We start from the raw sequence: 15,256 nt of genomic DNA on the forward strand, positions 1-15,256 counted from the left end.
CCGGCCCCTCTCCGCGCAGGTTCCTTCCCATGACGTCCGCGACGCCCGCCACCATCGGCATCGACTTCGGCACGACCAATACGGTGGTGTCGCTGACCCACGGCGACGGCCCGGCGACCCTGGTGCGGTTCCAGGCGGAGGAGAAGGACCTGTTCGCCTTCCGCTCGGCGCTGAGCTTCCAGTTGCACGAGGCGCGGGACGGCGGCTCTCCCGAGCGGGTCATCGAGGCCGGGCCCTGGGCCATTGAGTCCTATGTCGAGGACCCGCTGGAGACGCGCTTCATCCAGTCGTTCAAGACCTTCGCCGCCAGCGCCGCCTTTACCGAGACGCGGATCGACAACCGCCGCTACCGGTTCGAGGACCTGCTGTCGGCCTTCCTGCTGCGGCTGAAGCACCATGCCGATGGAGCGATGGACGACCTGCCGCCGCGCATCATCGTGGGGCGGCCCGTGACCTTCGCCGGGGGCAATCCTGACGAGGCCCTGGCGCTGGAGCGCTACGAGGCCGCCTTCGCCCGTCTGGGCTTTACGGACATCCGCTACGCCTATGAACCCGTCGGCGCGGCCTTCTTCTTCGCCCGCGAGCTGAAACAGGACGCCAATGTCCTGGTCGCGGACTTCGGCGGCGGCACCAGCGACTTCTCCATCGTGCGGTTCGAGCGGAAAGACGGCGCGCTGAAGTCCACGCCGCTGGCCCGGTCGGGCGTGGGCGTGGCGGGCGACGCCTTCGACTACCGGATCATCGACCAACTGGTCTCGCCGGAACTGGGCAAGGGCAGCCTGTATCGCGCCTTCGACAACCGCCTGCCGATCCCACAGCGCTATTACAGCGCCTTCGCCCGCTGGGACCAGCTGGCCCTGCTGCGCGCGTCGAAGGACATGCGCGACATTCGCGGCCTGGCCTCGACGGCGCTGGAGCCGGAGAAGATCGAACGCCTGATCGAGGTGCTGGACGACAACCACGGCTACGCCCTCTATCGCGCGGTGTCCGGTCTGAAGGAGGCCCTGTCGAGGGACGAGGAGGCGGTCTTTTCCTTCCTTGCCGGATCGGTGCGGATCGAGAAGCCGGTCAAGCGCGCGGACTTCGAGGGCTGGATCGCCCCGGAACTGCAGGCCATGGAGGCCGCTGTCGATGAGGCCATGGTCCAGTCGGGTCTGGACGGCACGCAGATCGACCGCGTCTTCCTGACCGGCGGCACCTCCTTCGTGCCGGCGGTGCGGGACATCTTCATCCGCCGCTTCGGCGCTGACCGTATCGAGACCGGCGGCGAGTTCGAATCCATCGCCTCGGGCCTGGCCCTGATCGGGCGTGAGGCTGATCTGGACCTGTGGAGCCAGAAGGCCGCCTAGTCCCGGTCGGGCGCGCCCAGCGGGAAATAGGCGCGGTAGGGCCGGGCCTCATCCACCGCCCGCGCCATCGACGGCCGGGCCAGCAGCCGGGCGCGGTAGGCTTTCAGCGTCTTGAAGCTATCATCAATCGGGTGCGACCAGTCGGCGTAAAACAGCGCAGGTGCGGCGGCGCAGTCGGCCAGGGTGAAGCCGTGCTCGGTCGCCCATTCCCGCCCCGCCAGCCGTTCGTCCAGCCAGGCGTAGGATGTATCCAGCATCCGCCTGGCCTCGGCCACGCCGTAGGGATCTCGGTCGCCCTCGGGTCTCAGGGAGTCGGCCACCAGCTTCTGCTGCGGCGTCGAGACATAGTGGTCGAACACCCGGTCCATCATCCGAACCTCGACGGCGGCAGCGGGATCGGCGGGGATCAGGCGCACCGGGCCGGGATGATGCACGGCCAGATGCTCGATGATGGCCGTCGCCTCGACCACGGTCCGGTCGCCGTCCTGCAAGACCGGGAACTTCCTCACCGGCCACAGCGTCGCCAGTTCGGCGAAGGCGGCCTCGCCCTCCAGCAGTCGGAACGCGAACGGCGCGTCGTTCTCATACAGCGCGATCAGCGCCTTCTGGCAGTAGGACGAGAAGGGATGAGCGTAGAGCTTCATGGGCGGCTCCTTCGCAACGTTGCTGGATGTTTGCGGCCAGATCTTCACCAGAGAACATTAAGCTGCCACTCCTGAAGGTATGAAGATGCGGTCGTACAACATGGAACTACGGGAGACGGTCAGGAAGCCATCGCCGGGCCGCTGCATCTATTGTGGCGATGATCAAGGGGAACTGACCGACGAGCACGTCATCCCTTATGCGTTAGGCGCTAACACAACAATCTTTGAAAAGGCGAGCTGCGTCGCCTGCGCTAGGACTATCCAGAAATACGAACAACGCATCCTTCGCGGCCAGCTCGGTGTGTTTAGAGCTCGCATTGAAGCGCCAACCCGCAACCGGAAGGATCGCCCTACGCATCAACAACTCCATTTCGTTGAGGTCGATAGTCTTGGCCAGAAAATCCGAGATTTGGGTAGTAGGGCCTTTGCGATTGACGATGCGCCGCTCAGCTTCAGTGTTTGGCAACTGGCACCCCCGCGCATCCTTGGAGAGCAGGTAGCGGAACAGGAGCATACGGGGCGACCATGGGTTTCTGTTTCTCAGAGCGAAAGTCAGAAGGCGCTCGCAATGGGTCTTGCGCGCGGAGTCGCAGAGGAAACCGGCGCAGAGCACGTCGCGGTTAAGGTCGATTCGATCAACCGCGAGGATTTCCTGCGTTTCTTGGTCAAAACCGCTCATGCCTATGCCGTGTTCGAGAAAGGGCTAGAAGCTTTTCGGCCAATCACTACAGATCTGATACTCGGTCGTGGCGATGATCTTGCTCATTATATCGGTGGTAGTCCGATTAATCCTGAGTACGAGAGTAATCTCGCAAATATGACCGAACTTGCTCTCGGCGTCGTGAAGGACGGACCAGCGGCAGGCTACACCGCTGTATATATACGCCTTTACCCCATGCTAGGCACGCCGCCGCACATTGTAATCGTTGGTGAGCCGCTGTAGCCGCATTGGTGGTGCCAATTTGACCCCTTCGCCTCCCGATGCCAGATCGCGGCCCTGAGCAAAGCGAGGGAGCGCGCCATGACCATCACCCTGTACGGCATCAAGGCCTGCGACACGATGAAGAAGGCGCGAGTCTGGCTGGACGGGCAGGGCGTCGACTACGCCTTCCATGACTACAAGGTGGCGGGCGCCAACAAGGCCGATCTGGAGCGCTGGATCGCCGAGCATGGTTGGGAGACGGTGCTGAACCGCGCCGGGACCACCTTCCGCAAGCTGTCGGACGCCGACAAGGCCGACCTGAACGCCGACAAGGCCATCGCCCTGATGCTGGCCCAGCCGTCGATGATCAAGCGGCCGGTGCTGGACCTGGGCGACGGGCGGACCCTGGTGGGCTTCAAGCCCGAGCGTTACGCCGAGGTCTTTGGCGTCTAATCCTCGACGGTGGTTTCCGGGCGGTCGTGGCCGTCCGCGCGCTCGGTGATCCACTGGCCCGAGGCGTCCTCGAACTCGATCCAGGACGTGCGGTCCGGCACCTGCTGTTCGCGCGAGACCGCGACGGCGGCGTCGCGCGCGGCGTCGTGGGTGGCGAAGGTCTCGGAGAAGCTGTCGCCCAGCTTGTAGGCCCAGCCGCCGTCATGCGGGACGATGCGATAGACGATACGGGTCACGCGGTTTCCTTCAGGCAAGGGCCGCCGCCGACAGGCGACGACGGCGGGACAGAAGCTGCAGCGTCACGCCCAGGATCAGCAGGACCAGCAGGGTCAGCTGGAAGCCGACCACCAGCGGATCCTCGACGCCGGAGGCGATCGGATCGCTCGCCGGGAGCCGGGTCAGGGTCTCGGTGACGCTGGGCAGCAGCAGGGTGAAGTAGGAAATGCTCAGCGCGACGGTCTCGATCGACCAGCGATAGCGGGCCAAGGGCTTGATGAAGCCCACGGTCGCGCCGACCGTCAGGGAGATCAGGCTGAGCGCCGCCACCGCCGCGCCCGGCGGGGTCTTGATGACGAAAATGGCCGAGATCGCGCCGATGAACATGAAGGCCAGATAGGCCTTGCCCCATCGTGTGGCGGGGTCGATCCGGCCGTGCATCAGCAGCAGGATCAGGCCGATGGGCACGGCGGGCAGGCTGCCGAGCGTATGAAACCAGCCCAGCGCAGACAGTTGGGGCAGCATGGCGACACCTCAGGTTCAGGAGGAAGGATCAAGGCCACTGCACGCGCGAACGACGCCGCACCGCCACCGTTGATCGGCCTTGAGCCGCTGTCGAGTCACGCTGTGGTGACAAAAAAGAGTCGGGCGTGCATCCAGAGCGCGGTTCGGCGACGACTATCCTGTGAAGACGCAGGGCGATAGGCGCCCGGCTTATGGGGAATGGTCGAATGGAAAACCTGTTTCGTGACTTCTGGTGGCTGATGTTCCCGCTGGCGTGGATCATCGGCAGCGCCTTTTCGAGTTTCTTCCGCTATCGCAGCCAGAAGAATGCGCTGGACCTGGTTCGAACCTATGTCGAGCGAGGCCAGGAGCCGCCGGAAGCCTTGCTGCGCATGGTTGAAAAGCCTCACGATTCCGACGCGGCCATGTGGGAGATGGCGTCCGAGCCGTCCAAGCCGCGCGCGCCGCGCGTGGCGGCGGATTACTGGTCCTTGTTCGGTCTGTTTGCGGCCCTGGCGGCCGGCTTTGGTTTCGCCGGCGCCTTTACCGGGATTGATCGCGGCAGCGGCGCCTTTCTGATTGTGGCGGTCACCATGGGCGCGGTGGCGGTCTGGGCCCTGATCAACGCTGTGGTGCGCCGTGGCGAGAAGCCCTGATTCCTGACGGCCGGGGGGCTGGCGAGCATGACGGACGCCGAACTGGTCGCCGAGGCGCGGAAGGGGTCGGACGCGGCCTTCACGCGACTGGTCGAGCGACATCAGGCTGCTGTGCGCGGATTCCTGCGGCGCCTGCTGGGCGGCGGCTGGGCCGAGGCGGACGACGTGGCCCAGGAGGTGGTCCTGACCGCCTGGAGCAGCCTGCACCGCTTGAAGCAGGGGGCCGGATTTCGCAGCTGGCTGCTGGGCATCGCCTGGCGCAAGGCTCAGGATCGAATACGTTCAGCCCGACGGGGGGCGGCGCGCGACGCGGAATGGCTGGAGACGGTCGGCGTTGCGTCGAATCTTTCTCTCGCCGACCGGCTGGCCCTGGCGCAGGCGATGGCGGAGTTGACGCCGGATGTGCGGGCATGCGTGGCGCTGTGCCTGGCCGACGGCTGGTCGCATGCCGAGGCCGCCGAGGCTCTGTCCTTGCCCTTGGGCACGGTGAAGTCGCATATTGCGCGGGGGCGAACGCGTCTGTTTCAGGCGCTGGGAGGCACCAATGACGCCTGATCAGAAGCTCGAAGCCTTCTTCTCCGCCGCGACGCCGCCGCATCGCGACCTGGTGTTCATGGCGGCGGCCGCACAGAAGATCGCGCGCCGGCGCGCCGTTCTGGCGGTGATGGCCTGTCTGCCCTGGGCCCTGGTGGCGACGATCGTTCTGTGGGGCTTGCGGCCAATGGTGGAGATCGTCGGAGCGACGCTGGGCGAGTTGGAGCCCTCGCTTGAGCTGGTGGGCTTCGGCGCCGTCGCTCTGGGGCTGGCGTTCTGGCTGGTGCGTCGTTTTTCGCCAGCCTGAGCCGCCTTACAAAGAGTTCATGCAGTTTTCTGCATCCGTTCGAGCTGATCGCCGCCTCTTGTGATCAGAAGGCCGCAGCGTCACGCTCGGCTCAACCATTTCAAGAAGGGGCGAAACCCATGGACGGACTCGAAGTTCTCATTCCTCTGGCGCCATTCATCATGATCATCGCGATCGTGGTCGTGCCAGCCTGGCTGAAGAGCAAGGAACGCAAGGAGATGCAGGCGACCCTGCGCTCGGCCATCGAAAAGGGCCAGCCTCTGCCGCCGGAAGTCATCGACTCGCTGAGCAAGGACAACATCAAGCCGCCGGCGACGGCGGCGCGCGATCTGCGGGTCGGTGTCATTCTGTTGGCCGTGAGCCTGGGCATCGCCATCTTCGGCTATGCGGTCAGCTTCGCGGAGATGGACGCCTTCTATCCGATCAGCGGAATCGCGGCGATCCCCGGCATGATCGGTCTGGCCTTCATCGTTCTCAGCTTCTTCAACAAGAACAAGGGCTGAGGGCGACGGGAAGGGGAGACCGTCATGGCCAAGCCTTTACGCGATCTGCACGATGTCGAGCTCGCCGCCCTGTCGGCGGCGGGCGGGCGGCGCGAGTTCGGGGAGCTGGTGCGTCGTCACAGCGCGGCTGTGCGCGGATTGCTGCGTCGGATGGGGGCGCAGCCCGCCCTGGCCGATGACGTGGCTCAGGACGCCTTTCTGCTGGCGTTCGAGAAATGCGCCGAGTTTCGGGGCGAGGGGACGTTCGGCGCCTGGATCAAGCGCATCGCCGCCCGCCTGTATCTGAAGCGCCGTTCCAAGGACGCCCGTTATGTGGCCGAGGTCGAGAACGAGGACGTCGCGCCCCATGTCGACAGCGCCGGGCGCATGGATCTGGATGAGGCGATGAAGGGGCTGACTGAACCGGAGCGCCTGTGCGTCTCCTTGTGCCACGGGGCGGGTCTGTCTCACCCCGAAATCGCGGCCGCCATTAATTTGCCGCTTGGAACGGTGAAATCTCATGTCAAGCGTGGTCTGGATAAACTTCGGGCCCGGCTCCAGTCGGAACCGGTTGCTCACGGGAGCGCGTCCCATGTCGGTTGATGAGTTCGACCCAGCTATCGAACGCCTGTTCGCGCGGGCCCCGAGCTTCGCCGATTCGGCCCAGTTCGAGGCCGCCGTCTCGGCGAAACTGAACAAGTCTTCGAGGTTCAGGACGGCGGCCCTGTCGGTGGCGGGGCTGGTCGGCGGCGTCATCGCCGTGCGCGAGGTTCTGAGCATCGATTTCAACTTCGCGTCTTCTTCCGTGTCTGCTTCTGCGGGCGCGCCTCCGGTCGCACAGGGGCTGGCCATGGCGGGCGTGGACGGAGGCATGGCCGTGCAGTCTCTGCTGGATCGCGTCGGCGTGTCCGGGCTGGATATCGGCTCCATGGGCGGGATGCAGTTGTTCTGGGCCACCGCCGGCGTCCTGGTGGCCCTGCTGGCGGCCGGCGTCGTGAAACTCTCCCAGCAGATCTGAGCGCCGTTTTCCTGACGAAGTCGCGACCTACTGCTGAAATTTCGGGTCGTGACCCAATGCCTGCGTTGCGGGCGGGGCGCCGACCCTCTAGGGTCGCGCCGGTTTAGCGACCAGTCTTGGCAGCGGTTTTTGGGGCGACGTTTCGTGGTTGATGTCTTCGAACAGGTCGAGGAGGAGCTTCGCTCCGATCGATACAAGCGTTTGGCCCGCACCTGGCTGCCGATCGGCGCGGGTCTGCTGGTCGTCGCCCTGGTCGCCGCCCTGGCCTGGTGGGGGTGGCAAAGCTATCAGACCAATCAGGCCGACAAGGCGTCGGCGGCCTATGATCGCGGCATGACCGCGCTTGAGGCCAACAATCCCGCAGGCGCCGACACGGCCTTCGCGGAAGCCGCAAAGTCGGGCAATGGCGCCTACAAGGCCCTGGCCCTGATGCAGCAGGCCGGCATCGCCGTTTCGGCGGCCAAGACCGAGGATGCGGTCAGGCTGTTCGATGAGGCGGCCAAGGCCGCCGGGGATCCGATCATCGCCGACGCGGCGGCTCTGAAAGCCGTTTTCCTGATCATGGACACCGCCCCGCTGGCCGATATCCAGAAGCGCCTGGAGCCGCTGGCTGACGACAAGCGTCCGCTGCACGCCTTCGCCCAGGAAGCCCAGGCCATGGCCCTGCTGCAGCATGGCAAGGCTGCTGACGCCCGCCAGATCTTCGTTCAACTGCAACTGGGCCAGGATGTGCCTGATTCGATTCGCCAGCGCGCCCAGATCGGCGTTCAGGCTGTCGATTCCGGCACCGCCGCCGGGTTGGCCGCCATCGTGAAGGCCGCCGCTGCGACGCCGGCGCCGGTCGCCCAGAATCAAACCGCGGCCCCCGCGCAAGCGGCTCCCGCCGCTGCTCGCCCGTAATCGACGCTTTCAGGACGCCCCGTATGAATCGAACGCTGAAAGTCGCCCTTCTGTGCGGTCTGGCCATGACCGTCGCGTCATGCGGCACCGTGCGCAACGCCCTGCCGTTCGGCCTGGGAACGCCCAAGGAAGACGTCGCAAAGGCGAGCGAAGGTCAGCGCATCTCGATCCTGGAGTTCGAGCAGCAACTGGCGCCTTCGGCGGCCCTGTCGGGCCGGGATTTCTTCCTGCCGGGACCGCAAGCGGCGACAGCCTGGACCCAGCCGGGCGGCAATGCGGAGAACGCGGTCGAGCACGTCATCGCCGCCGCTGATTTCGCGGTCGCCTGGAAGCGCGACATCGGCGTGGGGTCCAGCCGCACCCGTCAGGTGATGGCCCCGGTCGTGGCTGACAACGGCAAGATCTTCGTTCTGGACGGCGAGGCCGGCGTGACCGCCGTCGACGCCGGCACCGGCGGCGTTCTGTGGAAGGCTGACGTCAAGGTCGACGAGCAGGACAAGGGTTCGCGCTTCCTCGGCATCGGTTTCGGCGGCGGCGGCGACAGCGGCGGCGGTTTCGGCGGCGGCGTCGCCGTTGGGGGCGGCAAGGTTTTCGTGTCGTCCGGCTATCGCACGATGACCGCGCTGGACGCGGCGACCGGAACCGTGCTCTGGCGTTCGACGGTCGATCTTCCGATCCACGGCGCACCGACAGTCTCTGGGCAGCGCGTCTTCGTCATTGACGTCGACAACCAGTTGATCGCGTTCAACGTCAACACCGGTCAGCAAGACTGGTCCTATCGCGGCATCACTGAGCCGGCCCGTATCATGCGGGCCTCCAGCCCGGCGGTCAGCGGGGATACGATCCTGGCGCCCTTCTCTTCGGGTGAGCTGGTCGCTCTGCGGGCCTCGAACGGCCAACCGGTCTGGCAGGAGGTCCTGTCGCGAACCAGCCGCACCAGCGCCCTGTCCGAACTGCGTGATATCGCCGGCCGTCCTGTCATCAGCCGCGGCTTCGTCTATGCCGTTAGCCACTCGGGCGTGCTTCAGGCCATGGACCTGCGTTCGGGGCAACCCAAGTGGTCGCTGCCGGTCGCGGGCGTGAACGCGCCCCTGCCGGTTGGAGACGTCGTTTATGTGGTGTCCAAGTCGGGCGAACTGACCGTGGTCAACCGTGAAAACGGTCAGGTCTACTGGACCCGCAATCTGAATGAGGGGCGTGTTCGTCAGGAAGGCGGCATCCTGGGCTTCGGCAAGCGGACGGTTCGTCCCACCTGGTCCGGTCCGATTCTGGCGTCCAACCGGCTGATCCTCGTCAATTCGGACGGCGAAGCGGTGGCGTTCGACCCGAAAACGGGCCTGCAACAGTCCAGCCTGAAGCTGGGGGCTGCGGCCTTCATCGCTCCCGCCGCCTACAACGGCGCCCTCTATGTCCTGACGGACAAGGGCGAGCTGGTCAGCATTCGCTGATCTTTTTCCTGATTCTGAGTTAGAAAGCCGACATGGCTCTTAAGGTCGCCATCGTCGGCCGCCCCAATGTGGGCAAGTCGACACTGTTCAATCGCCTCGTCGGCAAGCGCTTGGCGCTGGTCGATGATCGCCCGGGCGTGACCCGTGACCGTCGCTATGCCGACGGCAATATCGGCGACATGGATCTGACGCTGATCGATACGGCCGGCTACGAAGACGTCACCGACGACAGCCTTGAGGCACGGATGCGCGAGCAGACCGAGGCCGCGCTGGACGACGCCGAGGTCGTCATGTTCATGATGGACGCCCGCGAGGGCGTGACGTCGCTGGACCGCATCTTCGCCGATCGTCTGCGCAAGGTGCAGAAGCCGATCATCCTGCTGGCCAACAAGTCCGAAAGCCGTGAGAGCGGCGGCGGCGTGGGCGAGGCTCACGCCCTGGGCTTTGGCGAGCCGGTCGCCATCTCGGCCGAGCACGGCGAGGGCATGGCCGATCTGTATCAGGCCCTGCTGGCGGCCTCGGCCGACATCTTCATCGAAGAGGTCGACGAGCCGGACAAGCCGATCCGCATCGCCATCATCGGCCGCCCCAATGCGGGCAAGTCGACGCTGATCAACCGGATGCTGGGCGAAGACCGGCTGCTGACCGGCCCCGAGGCCGGCATTACCCGCGACTCCATCTCGGTCGACTGGGAATACGAAGGTCGGGCGATCCGTTTCGTCGACACCGCCGGGATGCGCCGCAAGGCTCGCGTTCAGGAAAAGCTGGAAAAGCTGTCGGTCGCCGACACCATCCGCGCGATCACCTTCGCTGAGGTGGTCGTGCTGGTGATGGACAAGGACGACGCCTTCGACACCCAGGACCTGCAACTGGCCGACCTGGTCGAGCGCGAAGGCCGCGCTCTGGTCTATGTCGCGTCCAAGTGGGATCTGGAAGAAGAACCCCAGTCCAAGATGGCCGAGCTGAAGCGCCTGGCCGAGGACAAGCTGCCGCAGCTGAAGGGCTCGCCCTTCGTCGCCCTGTCGTCTCACAGCGGTCGTGGCGTTGAGCGGCTGATGCCGGCCATCATCAAGGCCTATGAAACCTGGTCGGTGAAGGTCAAGACCAAGGACCTGAACACCTGGCTGTCCATGGCCACCCAGAGGCACCCGCCGCCCGCCGTCAACGGCAAGCGCGTGAAGCCGAAGTACATGGCCCAGACAAAGGCCCGTCCGCCGACCTTCGTGTTGATGGCCAGCCGCGCCTCGGACATGCCTGAGCACTATCAGCGCTACCTGGTGAACAGCCTGCGCGAAAGTTTCGACCTGCCTGGCACGCCGATCCGGCTGACGGTCAAGTCAGGCTCGGCCAACCCCTATGCCGATGGCGGGGCCAAGTCCGGTCCCGAACGCTACAAGGGCGACGCCAAGACCGCGCCGCGCAAGGTGCTGAAGGCCGAGAAGGCCGCCGAGGCCCTGTCCAATCTGCCCGGCAAGGCGCTGGAGCAGAAGAAGTCGGGCATCAAGCCCAAGGTCAAGGCTCTGGGCGGGCTGAAAGCCGGCGCCAGCAAGAAGGCTGGACAAAGCGTGGCGATCCAGAAGGGCGCTCGCGGAGGGGCGAGACAGGTCTCGCGCTCGGGCCGGATCCGCACCGGCCAAAAACACGCGCCGAAGAAATAGGTCGCAGAGAGTCGGCGGTTCGGTGTTTTCGAGCCGCCGACCTGTCTGATGAGGCCGAGGCTCAGAGGCGGCGTGGGCGTCGCGTTTTCGACAATGCCGGGACCACGCGTGAAGGCGTCTCCTGATCGCCCATGACGGCCTTCAAGGCGAGGGTCACGAACAGCACCCAGCGAAGGCTGTGCCAGTTCATGGTGATGCTCTCTGTCAGCATGGTCAGGGTGTAGGCGGTCATCATCGGCGTCAGAAGCCAGCCGGAAGGACGCGTGTAGGCGGCCCAAAGCGACCTGGCCCACATTTCGATCATCCAGGCCCCAAGCAGGATCACGCCCGGGATGCCCAGCGCCAGATAGACCTCAAGCCAGCCGCTGTGGGCGTGAGCGGCGGTGAACTTGGCCTGGTAGGCGATCCAGGCCTGGGGGCCGCTCGGCGAGGTGTCGTTCCAGGCGGCGCCGTAGCCGAATCCCGTCCATGGACGTTCTGCGACCTGACGAATGATGCCGGACCAGATTTCGGTCCGCCCGGTCAGGGTCGCGTCCTTCCCCAGAAGTTCGAACAGCAGCTCGCTGCGGGTCACGACGATCAGAAGCGCCGTGCAGACGATGACCACGGTGATCCAGGTCCCGATGATGGCCCGGATGCGCCCTGCCTTCACAAGACCGACGAAGATCATGCTGGCCAGAGCCAGGATCAGCACGACCAGTCCGGTCTTGGATGTGGACAGCAGCACCAGCCCCGCCGCCATGGCGGCGAGCGCAAGCCATATCCGCCGTCGTTTCGGCGTCAGGATGGCGGCGGCGATCATGAAGATCGTCGCCAAGCCCATGTACTCGCCGAGCGAGTTCTTCTCGAGCCAAAGACCGCGCCAGGCGCCGGGGAATATCTCCTGCATCCGGCCCATCTCCGGTGCGAAGGCCCCAAGCAGGAAGGATCCCACCATCATGATCGCCATGGCGACGGCGAAGATTTCGGTCAGGCTGCTCCAGCGCCAGCGAGCCGCCAGGGCGACGCCGCCGAGTGTCGTGAAGATCAGCGCCATGACGCGCCGAGCAGTCACGTCCGGCGAAATGGACCACATTATGGACGCCGCAGCCAGCGCCACCATGAGGATGAGGATGGGGGATCGCGCCAGAGCTTTCGCCGCCGTGCCGGGGCGAGTCATCACCAGGGCGACGGCGATGAGATAGGCGGGGTAATAGCCGTTACGCAGGAAATCAGCCGACCGGGCGCCATAGCCCGTCAGGGGCGCCGCCCAGGACTGGGAATAGATCAGGATCAAGGCCAGAGAGCCGACGAAGGCCAGAATGTCCGCGTAGGGCAGGGCGCGGGGCAAGGGGCTCTGGCCCTGGGGCTTGGCGCCGCTGGATGGAGCGGCTGACGCGGTCGCAGCTGAACTTCGGTTGCCCTGCGCCTGCAGCGTCATATGCGATCTAGACGAGCGGGCGCATCGAAAGACCGGATTTCCAGTCCTTGAAGCTGACGGTCAGGGGCGGGGTGAGGTCGGGGCGGGCCAGTTCGACCATCAGAGGGCCGATCTCTGACGGATGCGGCAGGACTTCCGGGTCTTCGCCCGGGAAGGCCTGAGCGCGCAACTGGGTGCGCATGCGGCTGGGATCGACCACGGCGACGCGGATGGGCGTGCTTTCGACTTCGTCGGCCCAGCACTTGACCAGGTTCTCGGCCCCGGCCTTGGTGGCGGCGTACATGCCCCAGAAGGCGCGCGGGTCTGCGGCGACGCTGGTGGTCAGATAGATGGCGCGACCGGCGTCCGAGGCGCGCAGCAGCGGCTCCAGCGAACGGATCAGGCGATAGACGCCGGTGAAGTTGATCTTCTCGACCTTGGCGAACTCGCGCGGCTCGGCGTGGGCGACCGGCGTCAGACCCGACGGACCCATGGTGGCGGCGGCCTGCACCCAGATGTCCAGCTTGCCGAAACGCTCGAACAGGGCGCCGCCCAGACGGTCGATCGCGCCGCCGTCCACCAGGTCGAACGGGACGAGGGTGGCGTGCTGGCCAGTGGCGGCGAAGATGGCGTCGTCCAGCTCTTCCAGACCCCCCTGCGTACGGGCGGTCGCCACGATGTGGGCGCCGGCCTTGGCCAGGGCCAGGGCGGTCTCATAGCCGATGCCGCGCGAGGCGCCGACGACCAGGGCGATACGGTTGGCGAGAGGAAGGGAAGCGTGTTCGGACATGGCTCGCTGATAGCGCGCCCCGTCGTCGGGCGAAAGGCTCAGTTCAGTAGCCTGGAGCAGGCTGCCACAGACTGAAGCTGACGCCCTGGTCGTCGGCGACGACCGCGGACAGACCTGAAGGGCTCTCGGCCGGCATGGCGGCGTGCCCGCCTAGGGTCCTCACGCGGTCGCAGGCGGCGTGAATGTCGTCCACGCGGAAGTAGAGGTGCGTAAAGGCCCGGTGCTCGCCCTTGGTGATACCAAAGGCCGGGTCCGAGCCCTTCACGTGGGCGTAGGTCGGGTGCGAGGCGTCTTCGTCGAAGGTCCAGCCGAACAGGCCCGCATAAAAGGCGCGGGCTTTTTCGACGTCAGGGGTATCGAGGGTGAAGTAGCCGAGCTGGATCATACCGCCTTAAGCGGTCACCAGCAGGGAAAGTTGCCCGCCCTTCGCATCACGGCCGCCTTCTTCGATTTCACGGTCCAGCAGGCGGGTCGGATAGTCGCCGGTGAAATAGTGGTCCGTGAACTGCGGATTGGCGGCGTCGCGGGGCCCGGCGCCCAAGGCGTCATAGAGGCCGTCGATGGACAGGAAGCCGAGGGAATCGACCTCAAGGATGGCGCGCATCTCGTCCATGGTATGGGTCGCGGCCATCAGCTGCGTCCGCTCGGGCATGTCGATGCCGTAGAAGTCGGGGAAGAGGATCTGCGGGCTGGCCGAGCGCAGGTGGACCTCCTTGGCGCCCGCCGCGCGGACGGCGCGAACCAGCTTCAGCGAGGTGGTGCCGCGAACGATCGAGTCGTCGATCAGAACCACCCGCTTGCCTTCCAGCGCCGACCGGTTGGGGCTGTGCTTCATGCGCACGCCCTTTTGCCGGGCGCCCTGGCTGGGCTGGATGAAGGTGCGGCCCAGATAGTGGCTGCGGATGATGCCCACTTCGTAGGGAATGCCGCTTTCTTGCGCATAGCCGAGAGCCGCAGGCACGCCGGAGTCGGGCACAGGCACCACGATGTCGGCCTCGACCTCGAACTCGCGCGCCAGGCGGCGGCCCATTTCCTTGCGGACGTTATAGACCGAGCGGCCGTTCACCACGCTGTCGGGGCGGGCGAAGTAGACATACTCGAACAAGCAGGGGCGGGCGGCGCGGGCCGGGAAGGGCTTGATCGAGGTCAGGCCTTCCTCGTCGATGACGACGACTTCGCCGTGTTCGATATCGCGGATGAAGGTCGCGCCGATGGTGTCCAGGGCGCAGGTCTCGGAGGCGAGAACCCAGGCCTCGCCCACCTTGCCCAGCACCAGCGGGCGGATGCCCAGCGGGTCGCGCGCGCCGATCATCTTGTAGCGGGTCTGGGCGACCAGGGCGTAGCCGCCTTCGATCCGGCCCAGGGCGTCGATGAAGCGGTCGACGATCTTGGCCTTACGGCTGCGGGCGATCAGGTGAAGGATGGCCTCGGAATCCGAGGTGGACTGGAAGATGGCGCCTTCAGAGACCAGCTGCGCGTGCAGGTATTTGAAGTTCGTCAGATTGCCGTTGTGGGCGATGGCGATGCCGCCCTGGTCCAGATCGGCGAACATGGGCTGGATGTTGCGCAGGAAGCTGCCGCCGGCGGTGGAGTAGCGGGTGTGGCCGACCGCGGCGCCGCCGGGCAGGCGGGTGGTCAGCTCGGCGTTGCCAAAGGCTTCGCCGACGAGGCCCTGATGGCGCTCGGTGTAGAAGCGTTCGTCGCTGACGCTGGCGATGCCGCAGGCTTCCTGGCCGCGATGCTGCAGGGCGTGCAGGCCTAGCGCGACGATGGAGGAGGCTTCGTTCTCGGGCGCGCCCCAGACGCCGCAGACGCCGCATTCCAGACGGAGCTGGTCATCCTCCGGCTCGCGCCAGTGTTCGCGGTGAACGATGGGATCGGCGATATGGTGGCGCATCGTCAGGCTCCGATGACCGGGACAGGATAACTCAGGCGGCGGCGCCGCGCACGTAGTCCGCCATTGCGTCGAGGGCAAG

The 15,256-nt window shown here is 65.9% G+C and carries 19 protein-coding genes; 12 read left to right on the forward strand and 7 right to left on the reverse strand.

What is annotated here, in order from left to right:
- The first annotated feature begins 29 nt into the window (after window positions 1-29).
- Entirely contained in the window at window positions 30-1,349 is a 1,320-nt protein-coding gene (locus tag ACZ5XO_RS06510) for an Hsp70 family protein (RefSeq protein WP_464164457.1), read from the forward strand.
- Here ACZ5XO_RS06510 and ACZ5XO_RS06515 read toward each other — a convergent pair.
- A complete protein-coding gene (locus ACZ5XO_RS06515; protein ID WP_464164458.1) occupies window positions 1,346-1,993 on the reverse strand; it encodes a glutathione S-transferase family protein in 648 nt (215 codons plus the stop codon). The genes ACZ5XO_RS06510 and ACZ5XO_RS06515 overlap by 4 nt on opposite strands.
- Window positions 1,994-2,078: 85 nt before the next feature.
- Here ACZ5XO_RS06515 and ACZ5XO_RS06520 point away from each other — a divergent pair, with 85 nt between their 5' ends.
- Together ACZ5XO_RS06520 and ACZ5XO_RS06525 are read left to right on the forward strand one after the other, a co-directional pair.
- Entirely contained in the window at window positions 2,079-2,936 is an 858-nt protein-coding gene (locus ACZ5XO_RS06520) for an HNH endonuclease (RefSeq protein ID WP_464164459.1), read from the forward strand.
- Window positions 2,937-3,014: 78 nt separating this feature from the next.
- Window positions 3,015-3,368: an ArsC family reductase gene (locus ACZ5XO_RS06525; protein WP_464164460.1), complete on the forward strand. Its 354-nt coding sequence runs from the start codon at window positions 3,015-3,017 to the stop codon at window positions 3,366-3,368.
- Here the strand turns inward: ACZ5XO_RS06525 and ACZ5XO_RS06530 are convergent.
- A complete protein-coding gene (locus tag ACZ5XO_RS06530) occupies window positions 3,365-3,604 on the reverse strand; it encodes a DUF2188 domain-containing protein (protein ID WP_464164461.1) in 240 nt (79 codons plus the stop codon). The two genes, ACZ5XO_RS06525 and ACZ5XO_RS06530, sit on opposite strands and share 4 nt — an antisense overlap.
- A gap of 10 nt (window positions 3,605-3,614) precedes the next feature.
- Entirely contained in the window at window positions 3,615-4,109 is a 495-nt protein-coding gene (locus ACZ5XO_RS06535; protein ID WP_464164462.1) for a hypothetical protein, read from the reverse strand.
- A gap of 206 nt (window positions 4,110-4,315) precedes the next feature.
- On the opposite strand from ACZ5XO_RS06535, the gene ACZ5XO_RS06540 reads away from it, so the two are divergent.
- From ACZ5XO_RS06540 to der, 9 genes are all read left to right on the forward strand, one after another.
- Window positions 4,316-4,744 carry a hypothetical protein gene (locus ACZ5XO_RS06540; RefSeq protein WP_464164463.1) on the forward strand — a complete coding sequence of 143 codons (429 nt, stop codon included), beginning with the start codon at window positions 4,316-4,318 and terminating at the stop codon, window positions 4,742-4,744.
- 27 nt (window positions 4,745-4,771) lie between these two features.
- Window positions 4,772-5,299, forward strand: a complete 528-nt coding sequence (locus ACZ5XO_RS06545) for an RNA polymerase sigma factor (RefSeq protein ID WP_464164464.1) — start codon at window positions 4,772-4,774, stop codon at window positions 5,297-5,299.
- Window positions 5,289-5,585 carry a hypothetical protein gene (locus ACZ5XO_RS06550; protein WP_464164465.1) on the forward strand — a complete coding sequence of 99 codons (297 nt, stop codon included), beginning with the start codon at window positions 5,289-5,291 and terminating at the stop codon, window positions 5,583-5,585. The genes ACZ5XO_RS06545 and ACZ5XO_RS06550 overlap by 11 nt, the downstream gene beginning before the upstream one ends.
- 161 nt (window positions 5,586-5,746) lie before the next feature.
- Entirely contained in the window at window positions 5,747-6,088 is a 342-nt protein-coding gene (locus ACZ5XO_RS06555) for a DUF6249 domain-containing protein (protein WP_464164466.1), read from the forward strand.
- A 24-nt stretch (window positions 6,089-6,112) separates the two neighbouring features.
- Window positions 6,113-6,670 (forward strand): RNA polymerase sigma factor, encoded by a 558-nt coding sequence (locus tag ACZ5XO_RS06560; RefSeq protein ID WP_464164467.1) that lies wholly within the window; start codon window positions 6,113-6,115, stop codon window positions 6,668-6,670.
- Complete coding sequence (locus tag ACZ5XO_RS06565; RefSeq protein WP_464164468.1) at window positions 6,660-7,085, forward strand: hypothetical protein; 426 nt, start codon at window positions 6,660-6,662, stop codon at window positions 7,083-7,085. The genes ACZ5XO_RS06560 and ACZ5XO_RS06565 overlap by 11 nt, the downstream gene beginning before the upstream one ends.
- Window positions 7,086-7,229: 144 nt before the next feature.
- Entirely contained in the window at window positions 7,230-7,985 is a 756-nt protein-coding gene (locus ACZ5XO_RS06570) for a tetratricopeptide repeat protein (protein ID WP_464164469.1), read from the forward strand.
- A 23-nt stretch (window positions 7,986-8,008) separates the two neighbouring features.
- Window positions 8,009-9,433, forward strand: a complete 1,425-nt coding sequence (locus ACZ5XO_RS06575; protein WP_464164470.1) for a PQQ-binding-like beta-propeller repeat protein — start codon at window positions 8,009-8,011, stop codon at window positions 9,431-9,433.
- Between the two features lie 32 nt (window positions 9,434-9,465).
- On the forward strand, window positions 9,466-11,091 hold the full coding sequence (der, locus tag ACZ5XO_RS06580) for a ribosome biogenesis GTPase Der (protein WP_464164471.1): 1,626 nt from the start codon (window positions 9,466-9,468) through the stop codon (window positions 11,089-11,091).
- A gap of 61 nt (window positions 11,092-11,152) precedes the next feature.
- Here the strand turns inward: der and ACZ5XO_RS06585 are convergent, their stop codons facing one another.
- From ACZ5XO_RS06585 to purF, 4 genes are read right to left on the reverse strand one after another with little or no spacing between them, the layout of a single operon-like run.
- The gene (locus ACZ5XO_RS06585; protein WP_464164472.1) at window positions 11,153-12,511 is read right to left on the reverse strand and encodes an O-antigen ligase family protein; all 1,359 of its coding nucleotides are present in this window, start codon (window positions 12,509-12,511) and stop codon (window positions 11,153-11,155) included.
- Window positions 12,512-12,518: 7 nt separating this feature from the next.
- The gene (locus tag ACZ5XO_RS06590; protein ID WP_464164473.1) at window positions 12,519-13,280 is read right to left on the reverse strand and encodes an SDR family NAD(P)-dependent oxidoreductase; all 762 of its coding nucleotides are present in this window, start codon (window positions 13,278-13,280) and stop codon (window positions 12,519-12,521) included.
- A gap of 43 nt (window positions 13,281-13,323) precedes the next feature.
- Window positions 13,324-13,665 carry a VOC family protein gene (locus ACZ5XO_RS06595; RefSeq protein ID WP_464164474.1) on the reverse strand — a complete coding sequence of 114 codons (342 nt, stop codon included), beginning with the start codon at window positions 13,663-13,665 and terminating at the stop codon, window positions 13,324-13,326.
- A gap of 6 nt (window positions 13,666-13,671) precedes the next feature.
- Window positions 13,672-15,177, reverse strand: coding sequence for an amidophosphoribosyltransferase (gene purF / locus ACZ5XO_RS06600; RefSeq protein WP_464164475.1), 1,506 nt, complete (start codon window positions 15,175-15,177; stop codon window positions 13,672-13,674).
- Between the last annotated feature and the right edge of the window lie 79 nt (window positions 15,178-15,256).

The sequence above is a fragment of the Brevundimonas sp. T2-11 genome (assembly GCF_055397675.1).